22 protein-coding genes and 1 pseudogene are annotated in these 16,525 nt (G+C 69.4%); 11 read left to right on the top strand and 12 right to left on the bottom strand.

Features of this window, described 5'->3' with window-relative positions; translation table 11 throughout:
- Positions 1-262 precede the first annotated feature (262 nt).
- Positions 263-529 (bottom strand): DUF4031 domain-containing protein, encoded by a 267-nt coding sequence (locus tag OG329_RS23405; RefSeq protein WP_405797806.1) that lies wholly within the window; start codon positions 527-529, stop codon positions 263-265.
- A 1-nt stretch (position 530) separates the two neighbouring features.
- Positions 531-929 (bottom strand): hypothetical protein, encoded by a 399-nt coding sequence (locus OG329_RS23400; protein WP_405797805.1) that lies wholly within the window; start codon positions 927-929, stop codon positions 531-533.
- Between the two features lie 43 nt (positions 930-972).
- On the opposite strand from OG329_RS23400, the gene OG329_RS23395 reads away from it, so the two are divergent.
- The 4 genes from OG329_RS23395 (at position 973) to OG329_RS23380 (ending at position 4,259) form a co-directional block, all read left to right on the top strand.
- Positions 973-1,380 (top strand): MerR family transcriptional regulator, encoded by a 408-nt coding sequence (locus OG329_RS23395; RefSeq protein ID WP_405797803.1) that lies wholly within the window; start codon positions 973-975, stop codon positions 1,378-1,380.
- 15 nt (positions 1,381-1,395) lie between these two features.
- Positions 1,396-2,313, top strand: a complete 918-nt coding sequence (locus tag OG329_RS23390) for a MurR/RpiR family transcriptional regulator (RefSeq protein WP_405797802.1) — start codon at positions 1,396-1,398, stop codon at positions 2,311-2,313.
- A 123-nt stretch (positions 2,314-2,436) separates the two neighbouring features.
- A complete protein-coding gene (murQ, locus tag OG329_RS23385) occupies positions 2,437-3,405 on the top strand; it encodes an N-acetylmuramic acid 6-phosphate etherase (RefSeq protein WP_405797800.1) in 969 nt (322 codons plus the stop codon).
- Positions 3,406-3,680: 275 nt separating this feature from the next.
- Positions 3,681-4,259 carry a Uma2 family endonuclease gene (locus OG329_RS23380; protein ID WP_405797798.1) on the top strand — a complete coding sequence of 193 codons (579 nt, stop codon included), beginning with the start codon at positions 3,681-3,683 and terminating at the stop codon, positions 4,257-4,259.
- 130 nt (positions 4,260-4,389) lie between these two features.
- Here the strand turns inward: OG329_RS23380 and OG329_RS23375 are convergent.
- The 3 genes and pseudogenes from OG329_RS23375 to OG329_RS23365 all read right to left on the bottom strand — a co-directional run.
- Positions 4,390-4,752: pseudogene (locus OG329_RS23375) on the bottom strand (Uma2 family endonuclease); the annotation flags it as partial.
- Between the two features lie 194 nt (positions 4,753-4,946).
- The gene (locus OG329_RS23370) at positions 4,947-5,180 is read right to left on the bottom strand and encodes a hypothetical protein (protein ID WP_405797796.1); all 234 of its coding nucleotides are present in this window, start codon (positions 5,178-5,180) and stop codon (positions 4,947-4,949) included.
- A complete protein-coding gene (locus OG329_RS23365) occupies positions 5,177-5,389 on the bottom strand; it encodes a hypothetical protein (RefSeq protein WP_405797795.1) in 213 nt (70 codons plus the stop codon). Before OG329_RS23365 ends, OG329_RS23370 begins: the two co-directional genes overlap by 4 nt.
- Positions 5,390-5,539: 150 nt before the next feature.
- Here OG329_RS23365 and OG329_RS23360 point away from each other — a divergent pair, with 150 nt between their 5' ends.
- The gene (locus tag OG329_RS23360) at positions 5,540-6,382 is read left to right on the top strand and encodes a helix-turn-helix domain-containing protein (protein ID WP_405797794.1); all 843 of its coding nucleotides are present in this window, start codon (positions 5,540-5,542) and stop codon (positions 6,380-6,382) included.
- The gene (locus OG329_RS23355) at positions 6,363-6,620 is read left to right on the top strand and encodes a DUF397 domain-containing protein (RefSeq protein ID WP_405797792.1); all 258 of its coding nucleotides are present in this window, start codon (positions 6,363-6,365) and stop codon (positions 6,618-6,620) included. Before OG329_RS23360 ends, OG329_RS23355 begins: the two co-directional genes overlap by 20 nt.
- Here OG329_RS23355 and OG329_RS23350 read toward each other — a convergent pair.
- Positions 6,595-7,068, bottom strand: a complete 474-nt coding sequence (locus tag OG329_RS23350; RefSeq protein WP_405797791.1) for a MarR family winged helix-turn-helix transcriptional regulator — start codon at positions 7,066-7,068, stop codon at positions 6,595-6,597. The two genes, OG329_RS23355 and OG329_RS23350, sit on opposite strands and share 26 nt — an antisense overlap.
- A gap of 89 nt (positions 7,069-7,157) precedes the next feature.
- Between OG329_RS23350 and OG329_RS23345 the strand changes: the two genes are divergently transcribed.
- On the top strand, positions 7,158-7,904 hold the full coding sequence (locus OG329_RS23345; protein ID WP_405797789.1) for an SDR family oxidoreductase: 747 nt from the start codon (positions 7,158-7,160) through the stop codon (positions 7,902-7,904).
- Here OG329_RS23345 and OG329_RS23340 read toward each other — a convergent pair.
- The 3 genes from OG329_RS23340 to OG329_RS23330 form a co-directional block, all read right to left on the bottom strand.
- On the bottom strand, positions 7,897-8,418 hold the full coding sequence (locus OG329_RS23340) for a DinB family protein (protein ID WP_405797787.1): 522 nt from the start codon (positions 8,416-8,418) through the stop codon (positions 7,897-7,899). The two genes, OG329_RS23345 and OG329_RS23340, sit on opposite strands and share 8 nt — an antisense overlap.
- Before the next feature lie 112 nt (positions 8,419-8,530).
- Positions 8,531-8,920, bottom strand: a complete 390-nt coding sequence (locus OG329_RS23335) for a RidA family protein (RefSeq protein ID WP_405797786.1) — start codon at positions 8,918-8,920, stop codon at positions 8,531-8,533.
- Positions 8,921-9,070: 150 nt separating this feature from the next.
- Positions 9,071-10,036, bottom strand: a complete 966-nt coding sequence (locus OG329_RS23330) for a superoxide dismutase (protein ID WP_405797784.1) — start codon at positions 10,034-10,036, stop codon at positions 9,071-9,073.
- A gap of 150 nt (positions 10,037-10,186) precedes the next feature.
- On the opposite strand from OG329_RS23330, the gene OG329_RS23325 reads away from it, so the two are divergent.
- From OG329_RS23325 to OG329_RS23310, 4 genes are all read left to right on the top strand, one after another.
- Complete coding sequence (locus tag OG329_RS23325) at positions 10,187-11,533, top strand: erythromycin esterase family protein (protein WP_405797783.1); 1,347 nt, start codon at positions 10,187-10,189, stop codon at positions 11,531-11,533.
- Between the two features lie 284 nt (positions 11,534-11,817).
- Positions 11,818-12,732, top strand: a complete 915-nt coding sequence (locus OG329_RS23320) for a hypothetical protein (RefSeq protein WP_405797782.1) — start codon at positions 11,818-11,820, stop codon at positions 12,730-12,732.
- A 132-nt stretch (positions 12,733-12,864) separates the two neighbouring features.
- A complete protein-coding gene (locus OG329_RS23315; protein WP_405797780.1) occupies positions 12,865-13,242 on the top strand; it encodes a type II toxin-antitoxin system RelE/ParE family toxin in 378 nt (125 codons plus the stop codon).
- Complete coding sequence (locus OG329_RS23310) at positions 13,239-13,574, top strand: helix-turn-helix domain-containing protein (RefSeq protein WP_405797778.1); 336 nt, start codon at positions 13,239-13,241, stop codon at positions 13,572-13,574. Before OG329_RS23315 ends, OG329_RS23310 begins: the two co-directional genes overlap by 4 nt.
- 145 nt (positions 13,575-13,719) lie before the next feature.
- Here OG329_RS23310 and groL read toward each other — a convergent pair whose 3' ends face one another.
- From groL to OG329_RS23295, 3 genes are all read right to left on the bottom strand, one after another.
- Entirely contained in the window at positions 13,720-15,345 is a 1,626-nt protein-coding gene (groL, locus tag OG329_RS23305; RefSeq protein ID WP_405797776.1) for a chaperonin GroEL, read from the bottom strand.
- Positions 15,346-15,663: 318 nt separating this feature from the next.
- Positions 15,664-15,867, bottom strand: coding sequence for a cold-shock protein (locus tag OG329_RS23300; protein WP_005315736.1), 204 nt, complete (start codon positions 15,865-15,867; stop codon positions 15,664-15,666).
- A gap of 358 nt (positions 15,868-16,225) precedes the next feature.
- Complete coding sequence (locus OG329_RS23295; RefSeq protein ID WP_405797775.1) at positions 16,226-16,501, bottom strand: ubiquitin-like small modifier protein 1; 276 nt, start codon at positions 16,499-16,501, stop codon at positions 16,226-16,228.
- Between the last annotated feature and the right edge of the window lie 24 nt (positions 16,502-16,525).

The following is a 16,525-nucleotide window of genomic DNA, read 5'->3' as shown; positions in this document are numbered from 1 at the left end:
CCCACCCGCCGATTGAGGACGCCGTTCCAGCCCGTCCGGCGATTGAGGACGCTCTTTCAGCCCGCCCGGCGTTTGAGGGCGCATTTCAAGCCCGTCCGGCGATTGAGGACACCCACCCACAGCCCGCACCGTGAGACAACCCGGCCACCTCCAGCCCGCCCGGCGATTGAGGGCGCTCTTTCAGCCCGCCCGGCGTTTGAGGGCGCATTTCAAGCCCGTCCGGCGATTGAGGACACCCGGCCGGTAGGCCACCCGGCACCCCCTACCCACCCCACCGCTTCCGCCGCCGCAACCCCGCTCCCGTCAGCCTCCGCACCAGCTCCCGCGACCCCACCTCCACCGCACCCGCCCGCACCGCGTCCCCGTACCGATGCGCCGGTACGTCGTAGTGGTCCCGGTCGAACGCCCGCGCCGGGCACCCGATCCCCGCGGCGAACGCGTGCAACTCCTCGTACGACACATCACTCACCAGGTGCGACCACATCCGCCCATGCCCCGGCCACGCGGGCGGATCGATGTACACGCTCACGTCACCCGGCCCCCAGAACCGCGCCCAGCGACCCCACCGGCGCCACCACCACGGCCGCCTTCCCGCACACCCAGTGCGGATCGGCGCCCAACTCCGGCTCCACCTCCAGCGCGTGCGGCCCGCCCTCCGCCGCCAGCTCCGTACGGGACTCGCCGCAGACGGGGCACAGCGGCCAGCGCCCGTGCGTCTGGAGAAGGGCGTCCTGTACGTCCTGGGCGATCAGCCCGGCGACGTACTCGATGCCCTCCGGCCACTGCTCCACCCACCAGCGCCGGTGCGACACGGCGTCCTCCACCAGCGAGACGATCTCGGCCCGCGCGACGTCACCCGCCGCGAGATCGGCGAGGACCAGGGCGCGTGCGGTGTGCAGCGCCTGCTCCAGGGGTTTCATGTCTTCCATGACCCCATTGTCATACGCACCCGTGCAAAGGACGGAAAGCCTCATGCGTATCGGTGAACTGTCGGACCGCACCAGCACCTCCCGCCGTCTCCTTCGCTACTACGAGGAGCAGGGCCTGATCGTCTCCACCCGCTGCGCGAACGGCTACCGCTCCTACGACGAGCCGACCGTCGACCGCGTCATACAGGTACGGGGGCTGCTCGACGCCGGCCTGCCGACCCGGATCATCAAGCAGATCCTCCCGTGCCTCGACAAACCGCGCGCCATCCACTTCCCGGACGCGACACCGCAGATGCTGGCGACGCTCGAAGTGGAACGGGACCGGATGACGCGGCGGATCGACTGTCTGATCCGTAACAGGGACGCGGTCGTGGAGTATCTGGCGGCGGTCCGCGAGACGGCCGCCCCTGCCACCGCCCTCGACGCGGGCCTTGACGCCACCCCCCTCTGAAATTATCTTTCAGTCGTGACCAGTGACGTGAAGGAAATTTACAGCGGCGGCGCCCCTCCGGCCCCCGCCGCCCTCGCGGCCAAGGTGCGCACCCTCGCACCCTCCATGACCCGCTCCATGCAGCGCGTCGCCGAAGCGGTGGCCGCCGACCCCGCGGGCACCGCCGCGCTCACCGTCACCGGTCTCGCCGAACTCACCGGTACGAGCGAGGCCACGGTCGTCCGCACCGCCCGCCTCCTCGGCTACCCCGGCTACCGCGATCTGCGGCTCGCCCTCGCCGGCCTCGCCGCCCACCAGGAGTCCGGCGCGGCCCCGGCGGTCACGGCCGACATCGCCGTGGACGACCCGATCGCCGACGTCGTCGCCAAGCTCGCGTACGACGAGCAGCAGACGCTCGCCGACACGGCGGCCGGGCTCGACACCGTCCAGCTCGGCGCCGTCGTCACGGCCGCCGCCTGCGCGCGCCGTATCGACATCTACGGCGTCGGCGCGAGCGGTCTCGTCGGCCTGGACCTCGCGCAGAAACTTCTGCGCATCGGTCTGATAGCCCACGCGCACAGCGATCCGCACCTCGCCGTCACGAACGCCGTGCAGTTGCGGCCGGGCGACGTGGCCATAGCGATCACGCACTCCGGCTCCACCGGGGACGTCATAGAGCCGCTGCGGGTCGCCTTCGACCGGGGCGCGACGACGGTCGCGATCACGGGCCGTCCGGACGGCGCGGTGTCGCAGTACGCGGACCATGTCCTCACCACGTCCACGGCCCGCGAGAGCGAGCTGCGGCCGGCGGCGATGTCCAGCCGTACGAGTCAACTCCTGGTCGTGGACTGCCTGTTCGTAGGCGTCGCCCAACGGACGTACGAGACGGCCGCACCCGCTCTCGCCGCGTCCTACGAGGCGCTGGCGCACCGCCACACACCGCGCACGCGCTGATCCGCACACCCGCCCGCACCCGCACCGCACCACCGCACCCGCACCGCCGCACCACCGCACACGCACGACCAAAACGGGGCTTCCTCAGGTTTCCACCAGCTCGCGAGAAAGAGCCGCCTCCCCATGACCTCCAGCACCTCCCCTTCCCCCTCCCCCTCGTACGGTGAACTCCGCGCCGAGCTCGCGACCCTCACCACCGAGGCGTTCCGCCCCGAACTCGCCGAGATCGACCGCCGCTCCACCGAGGACATCGCCCGCCTCATGAACGGCGAGGACCAGACCGTCCCGGCCGCCGTCGCCGCCCAGCTCCCCCGTATCGCCGCCGCCATCGACGCCACCGCCGCGCGGATGTCCCGTGGCGGCAGGCTGATCTACTCGGGCGCGGGCACGGCCGGCCGGCTCGGCATCCTGGACGCCAGCGAGTGCCCGCCCACCTTCAACACCGACCCGTCGGAGGTCGTCGGCCTCATCGCGGGCGGCCCCGGCGCGATGGTCAAATCCGTCGAGGGCGCCGAGGACTCCAAGGAACTGGCGGCCACGGATCTGGACGAGCTGAAGGTCGGCCCGAACGACACGGTCGTCGGCATCTCGGCGTCCGGCCGCACCCCGTACGCGGTCGGCGCGGTCGAGCACGCACGCGCGCTGGGCGCGCTCACGGTCGGCCTGTCCTGCAACGCGGACAGCGCGCTCGCGGCTGCCGCCGAGCATGGCCTGGAGATCGTGGTGGGGCCCGAACTGCTCACGGGATCAACGCGGTTGAAGGCCGGTACGGCGCAGAAGCTGGTCCTCAACATGATCTCGACGATCACGATGATCCGGCTGGGCAAGACGTACGGAAACCTGATGGTCGACGTCCGCGCGTCCAACGAGAAGCTGCGGGCCCGCTCCCGCCGCATCGTCGCGCTCGCGACGGGCGCACCGGACGACGAGATCGAGGCGGCACTGGCGGCGACGGACGGCGAGGTGAAGAACGCGATCCTCACCATCCTGGGCGCGGTCGACGGCCCCACGGCGGCGGACCTCCTGGCGGACTCGCGCGGGCACCTGCGGGTGGCGCTCCAGGCGTCGAGGGGGGCGGGCTCCGCCTCGTAGTTCGGGAGGGGGCGGCGCGCTGCGGCCTCAACTGGGCCGCACGCCCCGGGTGTTCACTTTCGGTGACCGACTTGCCACGTGACGTGTCGACCGTCTAGCGTTCCGAATAGCGAACAATCAGACGGCCTCCGCCAGGTGACGTGATGCTCCCGTACACCAGGGCCCGCCGTCCTCCACATACCGCGACGCGCCGTCCCCCCGAAGAGGACTCACGTATGACCGTTCAACCCACCCGCTCCGGAAGCAGGGCACGATGTAGGGGAGGAGGCGACGCCATGACCCCCAGCACCGCTGACCACGCCCAGATGTCCGTCGAGGAGTTCGAGCAGATCGCTCACAGCATCCCCGAGACGGTGACGCTCGAATTCATCAATGGAAAACTGGAGGTCAAGCACGTGCCGGACGGGGCTCACGACGAGATCATCATGTGGGTCGCCGACCAGTGCATGCAGTCCAGGCCGGAACTACGGCTGTACCGCGAACGCGGGCTCAAGGTCGAGACATACCGCAGAGGACGAGCCCGTCCCGATGGAACGCTCGCGCCACGCGGACACTTCGCCGCCCATGGCGAGTGGTCCGACCCCGACGGCGTCCTCATGGTCGCCGAGGTGACCTCGTACGACGGTGACACCGACAGCCGCGACCGCAAAGAGAAGCGCGACGGGTACGCGGCGGCCGGTATCCCCGTCTATCTCCTCGTCGACCGCGACGCGGACGAGCTGGTCGTCTACACCAACCCCCGCAACGGCGCGTACAAGGCCCGCACGTCCCACCCCTACGGCGCCGCCGTCACGCTCCCCGATCCGGTTTCAATCACCCTCGACACCGACGAGCTGAAGAACTACGCCCGCTGAACGCCCCCTGCGGTCGGTCCGATTCGTAAGCCAGAACCGGACCGCCCGCAGTACGCCCCACGATGAGGCGTTCCGCCGCGTCTTCGGCGGAGATCACGCGTGACATCGCTCAGAGGGGAAAGGCCGCAGTCTCCACGATGAGGAGGGCTTCCGAGGCGTCCACCGGGTCATTACTGTCGGGATCGACGGCGTCGATCGCATCGGACGGCATGATGACCAAGTCCGGTACGTAGAGCTTGTCGAGCGGCGCGATGTGAACGCCAAGGGTCTGGTAGATCTCCAGGTCCTCGGAGAGAACTCTGTAGAGCGTGCGCTGCACTTTTGCTGCGATGCCGTTGTGGTGCGCGGACGGCGGCGGTACCAGGAAGATCCGCCCTTGGTCGATCTCGGCGCGCCACCCGTCAGGCACGTCCAGTTCACGCCACGTCCCCAGCAGGTGCTCCCACGGGCGGAACCCGGATGACGGGTCCTTCTCGACCATCGCGGCGGTCATCGCGAATCCCTTCTCCGTGGCCTGAGTACGGCGAGCGTAGATCGGCAGATGGACGGCCCTCGCCCACCTTCACGCTGCGTCCCGCGATCGAGTGACGAACGCAGCGACCTGCCGCCGCCCAGGCCGCCGGGCCTGCCCTCCGCCGATTCGGGCCCCGCACATGTGCACATTTCTGAGAATGTGGCGCCACCACCTCACGGCAGGCGGCGTGCGCGGTTCATCTCCGTCACCTTCGCGCGCAGCGTCTCGTTCGGTGGTGCCGGGTGGACGCAGCCCGGTGGGCAGTCCCACTCCAGGCCGCCGCCCGGCGGCCGTAGCTGTACGCAGCCTTCCTCCAGCGCCATCACCTGACCCACGCGCCCGTCCCGCGAGTCGACGGCGTACGTCCCGACGTCGGGCACGAACCCGCTGCCTTCGCCGCCGCTCATGACTGGGCCCCTTCCAGTACGGCGACGATGCGCCGCGCGGTCGCCAAGTTGCAACGGCCCAACTCCACCAGCGGGTTGGCCGGTTCGCTGCCCGCGCACGAGACGGGGTCGATCCGCAGCGACGGCAGCGTGATGCCCACCGCCGCGAACGCGGACCGCAACAACTCGACGGCCTCCTCGGCCGCCCCTACCTGATCCGAAGCCACCATGCCCAGCTCTTTCGCAGTCTTGTCCACTGGTCGCCAACTCCACTCTGAGTGTTCGCTTTCACCACACAGCGTGGTCGTCGTTGGTTAGCCTGAACAGAGACATCCGGCCAACAAGCCCACGTGATTTACGTGCCGCCGATGGGAGTTGCCATGCCCGGCCCCAAGAAGCTCGACCCGTCGTCCTCACCTCGCGCGCTACTGGGAGCGGAGCTGCGGCACGCCCGCGAGAGAGCGGGGATGACCCAAGAGGCCCTGGGTGCACCGCTGTTCGTGAGTGGGGCGTTCATCGGCCAACTTGAGGGGGGTACGCGCCGGATGCAACGGGAGTACGCGGTGAAGCTGGACGAGATCCTGGACACGGCGGGGTTCTTCGAGCGGAACTGCAACGCGGCGACGAAGTCGAAGTACCCGGACCACTTCGCGGACGCGGCGGAGGCCGAGGCGATCGCGACGGCGATCAAGGAGTACGCGCCGCTGCTGATTCCGGGGTTGTTGCAGACGGAGGCGTACGCGCGAGCGGTGTTCCGCGCGTATCAGCCGACGGCGCCGGAGGAGGTGATCGACCAACTGGTCGAAGCGCGACTGGAGCGGGCGAGGCTGCTGTCGGATCCAACGACCCCGCTGTTTTGGGGAATTCTGGACGAGGCGACGCTGCGACGCCAGGTCGGAGGGCCTGCGGTGATGGCCGAGGCACTGCGCCAAGTCGCGGCTCTCGCCCGCCGCTACCGAATCATCGTGCAGGTACTCCCGTTCAGCGCCGGCGCGCATATGGCGCTCGAAGGCGCCCTGAAGCTGATGTCGTTCTCCGACGCCCCACCCCTCGCCTACCTCCAGAGCATGGGCTCGGGCCAACTCCTCGATGATCCGGCCTCGGTGGCGCGGTACGAGCTGACTTACGATCTGCTGGGGGCCGACGCGTTGTCACCGCGTAAGTCCCTGGCCCTGATCGAACAGTTGGCGGAGGATTACGACCATGAAGCGCTACAGCCTTGAGTGGCACAAGTCCAGCTACAGCGGCGGCGATGGCGGCAACTGCCTTGAGATGGGCACCTGGCGCAAGTCCACGTACAGCGGTGGCAGCGGCGGTGACTGCCTCGAAGTAGCCGATGGCCTCGCCGACATCGTCCCCGTCCGCGACTCCAAGTCCCCCGAGATCCCCGGCGTCATCTTCCCGGCCCCGGCCTGGTCCGCGTTCGTCGCGAGCCTCAAGACCGGGTCGCCGCTCGGGTAACCCCCGCCGCTCTGTCCTGCTCGTCCGCGAGCAGTTCGGTGGCCGTGCGTGCCAGGCGGGTGAGTGTGGCGCGGCTGTCGGCGGGCCAGGCGGTGAAGGGTTCCGCGACGGCTGTGGTCACCGCGTCGCGGAAGCGTGCCATCAGGGCCGCGCCCTCGTCGGTGAGGGCGACGTGGGTGACTCGACGGTCTGTCGGGGCGGCCTGGCGTCGCACGAGGGCGCGCCGTTCGAGGCGGCCGACCAGGCCCGTGATGTTCGTCTTGTCGCAGTGCAAGAGGCTCGCGAGTTCGCCGTGGGTACGTTCACCGGGTTCGATCACGCAGAGCAGTTCGGCCTGTTGCGGTGTCAGCCCGAGCCGCCGGCTCTCGGTCGCCTTGACGCCTTCGAGCAGGCGGCTCAGCCCGACCAGGGTGTCGGTCAGCTCTCGGTCTTCCGGTGTGGGGCCCATGCTCCTGATCCTATCTTGACAGTTGATGACCTCTACTATTTAGTCGACAGTGTCGATTGTATGTGTCCTCAACTTTCTGGAGCGCCCTCATGCCGTACGAGCCAGGGTCGGGATCGGGCAAGGTCGCAGTCGTCACCGGAAGCTCGCGGGGCATCGGCCGCGCCGTCGCGCTGCGGCTGGCCGCCGAGGGCACCGACGTGATCGTCAACTACCGCGACGACCTGCGATCGGCATCGGAAGTCGTCCGCGCGATAGAGACCAAGGGCGGGCGGGCCACCGCCGTTCAGGCCGATGCCACCGAACCCGCCCAACTACGCGCGCTGTTCGACGCCGCGCACCGTCGCTACGGCGGCACCGACGTGTTCGTGCACAACGCGGGCGGCTACGTCGGAGGGAACGTCGCCGAGGCCACCGACGAGGACTACGAACGCGCCTTCGCCATCAACGCCCGCGCCACCTTCGCCGCCTTCCGCGAGGCCGCCCGTAGCGTGCGCGAGCACGGACGCGTCGTCTACGTCTCCTCGGCGGCCACCCGCGTGAGCCCGGCCGGCCAAGCCTTGTACGCGGCGTCCAAGGCGGCCGGTGAGCAGTTGGTCCGTACGTTCGCCCGCGAGGTCGGCGCACGCGGAATCACCGCGAACAGCGTGCTGCCCGGCCCCACCCGTACGCGCACCTTCGCCGCGTCGGCCGCGCCCGTGGAGCAACTGGTGGCACGGACACCACTCGGCCGGCTCGGCGAGCCCGAGGACGTCGCGGACGTGATCGCGTTCCTCGCCTCGGACGACGCGCGGTGGGTCACCGGGCAGAGCATCACCGTTGACGGCGGCCTCAGTTGAGCCGAGAGCCCACTCCGGTCGTGCCGTCGAGCATTTCGCGCAGGATGTCCAGGTGGCCGTTGTGGCGGGCCGTCTCCTCGGTGAGGTGAAGGAGGATCCAGCGCAGATCGACATGAAGACCGTCGCGGACGGCTCGCCGGGCCTGCTTGTCCAGGCCGCTCCCGGCGACCAGTTCGCGGTAGCGGGCGCTGTGTTCGGCGTATTCGTCAAGCAACTGCGTGAGCGGGAAGTCGACGGCGATACGCATCTCGCGGTCGGGGTCCTCATCGGTCCAGGGCCCCTGGTCTTCCTCGCCGAGGAAGACCACCTGGAACCAGTAGTACTCGACCCAGCGGAGGTGGTTGATCACTCCGCTCATGGTCATCAGGGGTGAGCCCGGCAGGAGCGCCTTGTTGGCGTTCTCCGCAGAGACGCCGTCACACTTGGCGCGGGCGATGTCACGTGCGTAGTCGAGAAACGTGGTGAGCTGGGTGCGCTCGTCCCACGCGGGCGGCGTGTCGTCAATTCTGGTCATCGCGCGAAGCGTCCCCGATCGGGGCGAGCGGTGTCGAGCTATTTAGCGGGGCCAACCTGCGGCCTGGACCAGCTCGGTGCGTACGCCACCCGCAGTGGTGAGCGTCCACGGTCTAGTGGATCGCGTCGATCTCCACCTCGACAAGCCACTCGGGATCGATGAAGCGCGACACCTCCACGACGGTGCACGCGGGCCGGATGTCGGCGAACCGCTCACCGTGCGCGCGGGCGGCCTCCTTCCACCGCGTCACGTCGGTCAGCATGAGGCGGGTCCGCACGACATGCTCCATCCCCGCCCCCGCCTCCCGCAGCGCGCGCTCGGCGATGTCGAGGCACCGCACGGTCTGCGCGTAGACATCACCGGGCCCGACCGTGGAACCGTCGTCCCCGATGGGAGCCGTACCGGCGACGACGACGTACGACCCCACCCGCACAGCCCGCGAAAACCCGATCTGGGGCTCCAACGGCGACCCCGAGCCCACTACCTGCCGCGCGTCTGCCATACCGCTCCGCTCCTTGTGATGCCTGCGACGTTGCGACGTCATGCCGCCGAAGGCTCAAGGCTCGCACGGCGGGAGGTCCCGCGCCGCCACCAGCCCGTGCACCGGTCCGATGCCGCAGACCGCCGTGATCCGCTCGTCCCGGAACGGTTCCTAACGCAGCGGTACCGCAACGGCGTTGTACGTCGTCTCCGGCGTCGGGGGTGTCGTGAAGCGCGCGTTGACGAGGTAGAGCCGGTCGCCGAGGCGGGCCGCCGTCGTGGGGACGTCGAAGCGCGGGTCGGTGATGGAGCGGCGCAGCGTCGCGGTGGTGGCGCGGGAGTCGAGGTCGAAGACCGTGACGACGTTGAGGCGGTTCTGCACCACGTACAGCGTCCGGCCCACACGCAGCAGACCGTCGCCGTTGACGACGCTGTCCGCGCCCCGCAGCGTGATGAGCGTGGCGTGCCCGGTCTTCGGATCCACGCGGAACAGCGTGCCCGCCGCGCTGTTGACGACGATCAGCGCGCGGCCGTCGGGGGTGGTCTCGATGCCGTTGGCGCTGACGGCGCCGGTGGGTCCTTGCTCCCAGTCGCCGCCGAGCGGGACTTCCCGCAGATCGCCGCCGCGCCCGCCGTCGCCTCGCGGGACGGTGTAGAGCACGGGTCCGTACGAGTCGGTGAACCACGCCCGCCCGCCGTACAGGATCACGTCGTTGACGAATCCGGTCGTCGTCGGCTGGTACGTCGCGGTGAGCTGGTCCGTACGGGTGTCGAGCACCCGGATGGAACCGTTCCTGCCGCCCGAGATGTAGAGCAGCCCGTCGCGGTCGAGCTTCAGACCGTTGGCGATGCCGCCCGTCACCCCCGCCAGGACGGTCCGGCTCTCGCCGGTGCGCAGGTCGGCGCGGCGGATGGAGCCGTCCGCGAGGGAGCCCATATAGGCGTACGGGCCGCTGCCGATGGCGATGCCCTCGGGGCGGAAGCCGTTGGGCAGCGGGAATTCGGTGGGCCAGGTGGGGCGGGCGCGCTCGGTGGCCGTGGCCGCCGTGGCCGTACCGAGCGCGAGCGCGACGGCAGCAGCGCCGCCGAGCAGGGAACGACGGGAGGGTCGGAAGGGATTGGGGGGTGTCAAAGACATGGCGTCGAGCCTCCGGGGCTTCGGGGGTGCCTGGGGACAGGGACAACTCCGGTGCGCTATGCGCACGTAACGCGCCGCACCCGCCGCCGAGTTCCCGGTGCGCTGTTCCCGGTGCCGGAGGCGGGCCCGCGCGGATGTAGCCTCGGCGGCATGCCAGCGAATGATCAGGAGACCGTGTCCGGCGAGTTGACGGCGTGGCTGTCGCACAACGCCGTACCCCTGAGCGGCGGTCTGACCGCCGGCGCGCCCACCGCCGACCTCCAGCCGCTCAAACAAGTCCTCGACGGCGTACGGATCGTGGGGCTGGGCGAGTCCACCCACGGCACACGGGAGTTCTTCCAGCTCAAGCACCGTCTGCTGGAGTATCTGGTGACCGAGCTGGGCTTCACCGTCCTGGCCATGGAGGCGAGCGCGTCCGCCGGCCCGGCCGTCGACGCGTACGTACGCGACGGTGTCGGCGACCCGGCGCAGGTGCTGACCGGGCTGGGGTTCTGGACCTGGCGGACCGAAGAAATCCTGGACATGATCAAGTGGATGCGCGGGTACAACGAGGGTCGCCCGCAGGGCGAGAAGGTCCGCTTCGTCGGTGTCGACCCGCAGCGGTCCGGTGACTCGCTCGCGGTGCTGGAGGCGTTCCTGACCAGCGTGGCGCCGGAGAGGCTGCCCGCCCTGCACTCCTCGCTCGGCGTGCTCGCCACCGCGTATCCGGGGTCGCGCCCCGACCCGGAGCAGAAGCTGATGCGCGAGGCGGTGAAGCTGCTGGAGTTCGTGCGCGCCTGCGACGAGCCCGGCACCCCGGCCGGGGCCGTGGCGGTGCGGCACGCCCGCATCCTGGTGCGGGCCGCCGACCTGGTGACGCGCCGCGGACAGGACCCGGACCCGGAGCGCACCGTGTATGCCGCGCGCGACCGGTACATGGCCGAGGGCGTCGAGGCGATCCTGGACGGCGACCCGGCGGCCAAGGTGGTGCTCTGGGGCCACAACGGCCATATCGCGAAGGGCCGTTCGTCCGGCCCCGGCATCATCCCCACGCCACCGCTCGGCGAGCACCTGCGCGAGCGGTACGGCGACGCGTACTACGCCCTGGGGCTCCTCTTCGGCCAGGGCTCCTTCCGGGCGCACCGCATCTGGCCGGGCCCCTGGAGCGGCGTCGGCGGCCTGACGGGCCGCGCGGCCGAGGGCAACCCCATCGGCGCCCCGGCCGGGACCACGGTGGAGGCCCGACTCGCCGCCGCCACACCCAGGGACCACCTGCTGGACCTGCGCCCCGCCGGCCCGGACGCCACGGATGCCACGGACGCCGCGCCGCGCGCCGTACGGGAGTGGGTCGACGCCACGCACGAGACGCGGACCTTCGGCGCGCTGGTGACGCGCTGGTTCTACCGCCGCAACGTGACCCCGGTCCAACTGTCGGCGGAGTACGACGGCCTGGCCTACGTCGCGCTCTCCACCGACTCCCGCCCGATCGCCTCGTACCGACCGCCCGCAAGGCCGTAGCACCCGGCGCTCCCGTAAGCCGGCGCGACCCGCCCCCGAGGCTCAAGCCCCGCGCTCCGAGCCGTTTCTTAATAAGGAAGTGGGAGGAGGTCCTTCCTACCTACCCCGCCGACGCCTCAACGAGGCCGCATACCAGGGCGGATGACATTTCGTGATCGGCTTGCCACGCGGCGTGTCGACGGTCTAGCGTTCCGAATAGCGAACATAAAACGGCCCCCGCGGTGCTACCAACACCAACGAGGGCCTGACCGACCAGATCGACCACCCAATGAAAAGGCGATCCGATGGCTGGACCCCAGCTTAGTGCTGCCGCGCCCACCGCGCACATGACACCGCCCCCCACTCACCCGTCGGCGAACCCCGGCTACGGCAAGCGTTCGACCCCCGGCCAACAGCCCGCCGCCCCCGGCGACTTCGCGCATCTGCCGGACCGTGAGGCCGGGATCGCGCTCTACCTCGACCGGCTGCCGGACGGCGCGGACATCTCCGTCAAGACGCTGGCGACGATCCTCCCGTACGGCCAGTGCGCGCTGCGCACCGCGCTCCAGTGCCTGCGCCGCACGGGCCATCTGCGGACCGGCCGGGAGCATGTGCGGGGCTCCGGAAGCGCGCGGTGGGTGACGCGTACGTGGTTCTCCCGTACGCCCCGTGACAACGAGTGGTGGGCGGCCTTCGCCGCCGGTGACCTGCCGTCGTTGTCGGCGGCGCCCACCCCGCGCCCGACGCGCTCACGCGCGTACATCCTGCTGGCGGCCCTGCGTCACACCGCGCCCGCACTGGCGCTCTCCGCGATCGACTGCGTGGCGCTGGAGCCGCTGGCGGCGGAGTGGTTCGTGCGGGAGGCGACGGAACAGGACATGGTGCGTGCCCTGGCGTCGGGCCTGCCGCCGGAGGTCCACTGCCCGGTGGCCTTCACCCGGGCCCGCCTCATCAACAAGCTCCCGCCGGAGCCCGTCCGCCTCCCGAAACCGGCGCTGCGCGTCATCGAATGCGCGAAGTGCGGCGCGCCCGGCCGCCCGGAAGCCCTCCCGAACGGCGAATGCGCCCCCTGCCGCGGCGAGCCGACCCCCGTACGCCCACAGCCACGCGCGCCGCTGCCCCCGGGGACCGTCCACGCCCGAGCCGCGGAGGCGCGCGCGGCGGCGACCCGTCCACCGGAGGGGACGGATGCGTGCACGCAGAGGATTTCGAGGAGCTGACGCGGGGACGACGGAGACGGTGGCGCTCGAAGGGCTTCGCCCTGTCAACGACACCAGGCGAGGCAATTCGAAGTGGTGAAAGCCCTCGACATGACCGTACTATGTCGCCTACAGCATAATAGGTTCGAGATCATGGACGCCCCGCACACGATCGAGATGGAGCCGGAAGTACGTGCCTGGCTGGAGCTGCTCCCGGACAAGCACCACCGCAAGGTGGAGGAGTACGCGGAGCTCCTGGCCGACCTGGGCACCGGTACGCCCATGCCCTTCGCCCGTCGGCTACGGGACGGCGTGTACGAACTTCGCCCGACGCTCGGCGGCATCGACGCAAGGATCACGTACTGGTTCGCGCCAGGACATCGCATCGTGCTCCTTACGGTCTTCCGCAAGACCCGGATACGGGAAACGGCTCAGGTGGCCCGCGCGGTAGCGGCACGTGCGGTGTGCGAGGACGAACACGGTCCGGCCCACGAGACGTACAGTCGCGGCCAGAAGGGAGATCCGTCATGAACCACACACGATGGAAGCTCGCCCGTGAGCGGGAGCTCGTCGAGGGGTACACGGAGTCGCCGGAAGCCACAGCCGAGCGGGGAGAGATCAGGATCGCGATGGCCTTCGCGAAGGCCGTGTACGACCGGCGCAAGGAACTCGGACTTTCCCAGGCTCAGGTGGGCGAACGCGCCGGGCTCACCCAGGCGAAGATCTCCCGCATCGAGGGCGCGGACGCCGTACCGACGCTGCCTCTGCTGCGACGCCTGGCGCGGGCGCTCGACGCTTCCTTGAACATCGCCCTGGACGCCGAGCACGAAGAGGTCCGGTTCATCGCCCACCCTGCGGCATGACACCGATCGACCACCCCCAACGCCCGAGGGCGGCACCCCCTCTCGGGAGTACCGCCCTCGGTTCGTCGTACGTCGTGCGTCGTACGTCGTGCGTCGTGCGTCGTTCGTCAATCCGTGCGGGACTGGCGATCAACCCGGAGGTTGATCAGAAGTCCATGTCACCGCCCGGCATGCCGCCCGGAGCGCCGGCGGCGCCGGCCTTCTCCGGCTTGTCGGCGATGACGGCCTCGGTGGTGAGGAACAGCGCCGCGATGGACGCCGCGTTCTGAAGCGCGGAACGCGTGACCTTCGCGGGGTCGATGATGCCCTCGGCGATCATGTCCACGTACTCACCCGTCGCGGCGTTCAGGCCGTGACCGATCTTCAGGTTGCGGACCTTCTCGACGATGACGCCACCCTCAAGACCCGCGTTGACCGCGATCTGCTTGAGCGGGGCCTCCAGCGCGAGCTTGACGGCAGCGGCGCCCGTCGCCTCGTCGCCTTCGAGCTCCAGCTTCTCGAACACCGAGGAAGCCTGGAGCAGAGCCACGCCACCACCGGCGACGATGCCCTCCTCGACGGCGGCCTTGGCGTTGCGCACCGCGTCCTCGATGCGGTGCTTGCGCTCCTTCAGCTCGACCTCGGTCGCGGCGCCGGCCTTGATGACGGCCACGCCGCCGGCCAGCTTCGCCAGGCGCTCCTGAAGCTTCTCGCGGTCGTAGTCCGAGTCCGAGTTCTCGATCTCGGCACGGATCTGGTTCACGCGACCGGCGACCTGCTCGCTGTCACCGGCACCGTCGACGATGGTGGTCTCGTCCTTGGTGATGACGACCTTGCGGGCACGGCCCAGCAGGTCGAGACCGGCGTTCTCCAGCTTGAGGCCGACCTCCTCGGAGATGACCGTGCCGCCCGTGAGGATGGCGATGTCGTTCAGCATCGCCTTGCGGCGGTCACCGAAGCCCGGGGCCTTGACGGCGACGGACTTGAAGGTGCCCTTGATCTTGTTGACGACGAGGGTGGAAAGCGCCTCGCCCTCGACGTCCTCGGCGATGATCAGCAGCGGCTTGCCCGACTGGATGACCTTCTCCAGGAGCGGCAGAACGTCCTTGACGCTGCCGATCTTGGAGTTGACGATCAGGATGTACGGGTCGTCGAGCGACGCCTCCATACGCTCCATGTCGGTGGCGAAGTACGCCGAGATGTAGCCCTTGTCGAAGCGCATGCCCTCGGTGAGCTCAAGCTCGAGCCCGAAGGTCTGCGACTCCTCGACGGTGATGACGCCTTCCTTGCCGACCTTGTCCATCGCCTCGGCGATGAGCTCGCCGATCTGGGTGTCGGCGGCGGAGATGGAGGCCGTCGAAGCGATCTGCTCCTTGGTCTCCACGTCCTTGGCCTGCTCGAGCAGCGCACCGGAGACGGCCTCGATGGCCTTCTCGATACCGCGCTTGAGGGCCATCGGGTTGGCGCCGGCGGCCACGTTGCGCAGGCCCTCGCGGACCAGGGCCTGGGCCAGGACGGTCGCGGTGGTCGTACCGTCACCGGCGACGTCGTCCGTCTTCTTGGCGACTTCCTTGACCAGCTCGGCGCCGATCTTCTCGTACGGGTCCTCGAGCTCGATCTCCTTGGCGATGGAAACACCATCGTTGGTGATCGTGGGGGCGCCCCACTTCTTCTCGAGGACGACGTTTCGGCCCTTGGGGCCAAGGGTGACCTTGACGGCGTCGGCGAGCTGGTTCATCCCGCGCTCGAGACCGCGCCGTGCCTCCTCGTCGAACGCGATGATCTTGGCCATGTGAAGTGGTCCTCCCGGACAGGGGGTGGATTCTCCGGACCGTGCCCGCGCCCGCGACGGACGGCCTGAAAGCCTTGCGGTTCCTTGCCCCACAGGCTCTCGGGCCTCGCTGACCCGGTCCATAAGTTGTCACTCTCACCTACAGAGTGCTAACGCCAATGATTAGCACTCGACCCCCGAGAGTGCAAGCGCCTCCCGGGCCCTCCCGGTCATCCACAGACCCGCGCACGCCTCGCGCGCACGCACGTGGGGCCCGTATCCCCTACCGGGATACGAGCCCCACGTGTGTGAGTGCGTCGTTGGCCGATCGCGCCGGAATCAGACGGCGAGCTTGACCATGTCCGCCTGCGGACCCTTCTGGCCCTGCGAGATCTCGAACTCAACTCGCTGACCTTCTTCAAGGGTGCGGTAGCCGTCCATCTGGATCGCGCTGTAGTGGACGAAAACATCCGCACCACCGTCGACCGCGATGAAGCCGTAGCCCTTCTCCGCGTTGAACCACTTGACGGTGCCCTGAGCCATGCCTAACTCCCCTATTACTGGCCCCTGCGCGGGACCGCACTTCGCGCCGGAACGCGTCGACCGCGGCTGAATGTATCTGCCCAACTGCCCTCTGCAACAGGTCAATCGGACGAGAATTCTGGGCATGGCCGAACACGCAAAGGGGTGAATTGCCGGGCCACCAGGGCAAGTCGGGCCGGGCAAAGCGCAAGGAACCGCGCAAACAGCGTCCGCACTTCGACCGCATCTTGTCGCGAACTCATATGCTCGTGGCACAGGCGGCGGCGGGGCTACCCCAACTCTACCGCCTTCAACCTCATGGAATTGCCCCCTCCGTTTCTCTTGCGGAGGGGGCAACACCGTTCACCGTGCGTGCTGTTCAGCCGCCGGCGACCGCCGGGATGATCGAGATGCCGGCGCCGTCCGGGGTGGCGGTCTCAAGGCCCTGCTCGAAGCGGACGTCGTCGTCGTTGACGTACACGTTGACGAAGCGCCGGAGCTTGCCCTGGTCGTCCAGGACGCGGGCGGCGATGCCCGGGTGGTTCGCCTCCAGGGACTCGATGACCTGGGAGAGGGTCGTACCCTCGGCCGGAACCTCGGCCTTCCCGCCTGTGTACGTACGGAGGATGGTGGGGATACGGACGTTCACGCTCATCGGATTCTGCCTTCCGGGAAGTGG

The organism is Streptomyces sp. NBC_01506, from assembly GCF_045040295.1.
GTDB lineage: Bacteria > Actinomycetota > Actinomycetes > Streptomycetales > Streptomycetaceae > Streptomyces.
This window is presented reverse-complemented; position numbering and strand designations above follow the sequence as displayed.

Excerpts from the sequence above, each read along its gene's own strand:
- OG329_RS23400 (WP_405797805.1), bottom strand. The coding sequence starts at position 929 with ATGGAAGACATGAAACCCCTGGAGCAGGCGCTGCACACCGCACGCGCC.
- OG329_RS23395 (WP_405797803.1), top strand. The coding sequence starts at position 973 with ATGCGTATCGGTGAACTGTCGGACCGCACCAGCACCTCCCGCCGTCTC.
- murQ (WP_405797800.1), top strand. The coding sequence starts at position 2,437 with ATGACCTCCAGCACCTCCCCTTCCCCCTCCCCCTCGTACGGTGAACTC.
- OG329_RS23380 (WP_405797798.1), top strand. The coding sequence starts at position 3,681 with ATGACCCCCAGCACCGCTGACCACGCCCAGATGTCCGTCGAGGAGTTC.
- OG329_RS23370 (WP_405797796.1), bottom strand. The coding sequence starts at position 5,180 with ATGAGCGGCGGCGAAGGCAGCGGGTTCGTGCCCGACGTCGGGACGTAC.
- OG329_RS23365 (WP_405797795.1), bottom strand. The coding sequence starts at position 5,389 with ATGGTGGCTTCGGATCAGGTAGGGGCGGCCGAGGAGGCCGTCGAGTTG.
- OG329_RS23360 (WP_405797794.1), top strand. The coding sequence starts at position 5,540 with ATGCCCGGCCCCAAGAAGCTCGACCCGTCGTCCTCACCTCGCGCGCTA.
- OG329_RS23355 (WP_405797792.1), top strand. The coding sequence starts at position 6,363 with ATGAAGCGCTACAGCCTTGAGTGGCACAAGTCCAGCTACAGCGGCGGC.
- OG329_RS23350 (WP_405797791.1), bottom strand. The coding sequence starts at position 7,068 with ATGGGCCCCACACCGGAAGACCGAGAGCTGACCGACACCCTGGTCGGG.
- OG329_RS23345 (WP_405797789.1), top strand. The coding sequence starts at position 7,158 with ATGCCGTACGAGCCAGGGTCGGGATCGGGCAAGGTCGCAGTCGTCACC.
- OG329_RS23340 (WP_405797787.1), bottom strand. The coding sequence starts at position 8,418 with ATGACCAGAATTGACGACACGCCGCCCGCGTGGGACGAGCGCACCCAG.
- OG329_RS23335 (WP_405797786.1), bottom strand. The coding sequence starts at position 8,920 with ATGGCAGACGCGCGGCAGGTAGTGGGCTCGGGGTCGCCGTTGGAGCCC.
- OG329_RS23330 (WP_405797784.1), bottom strand. The coding sequence starts at position 10,036 with ATGTCTTTGACACCCCCCAATCCCTTCCGACCCTCCCGTCGTTCCCTG.
- OG329_RS23325 (WP_405797783.1), top strand. The coding sequence starts at position 10,187 with ATGCCAGCGAATGATCAGGAGACCGTGTCCGGCGAGTTGACGGCGTGG.
- OG329_RS23320 (WP_405797782.1), top strand. The coding sequence starts at position 11,818 with ATGGCTGGACCCCAGCTTAGTGCTGCCGCGCCCACCGCGCACATGACA.
- OG329_RS23315 (WP_405797780.1), top strand. The coding sequence starts at position 12,865 with ATGGACGCCCCGCACACGATCGAGATGGAGCCGGAAGTACGTGCCTGG.
- OG329_RS23310 (WP_405797778.1), top strand. The coding sequence starts at position 13,239 with ATGAACCACACACGATGGAAGCTCGCCCGTGAGCGGGAGCTCGTCGAG.
- groL (WP_405797776.1), bottom strand. The coding sequence starts at position 15,345 with ATGGCCAAGATCATCGCGTTCGACGAGGAGGCACGGCGCGGTCTCGAG.
- OG329_RS23300 (WP_005315736.1), bottom strand. The coding sequence starts at position 15,867 with ATGGCTCAGGGCACCGTCAAGTGGTTCAACGCGGAGAAGGGCTACGGC.
- OG329_RS23295 (WP_405797775.1), bottom strand. The coding sequence starts at position 16,501 with ATGAGCGTGAACGTCCGTATCCCCACCATCCTCCGTACGTACACAGGC.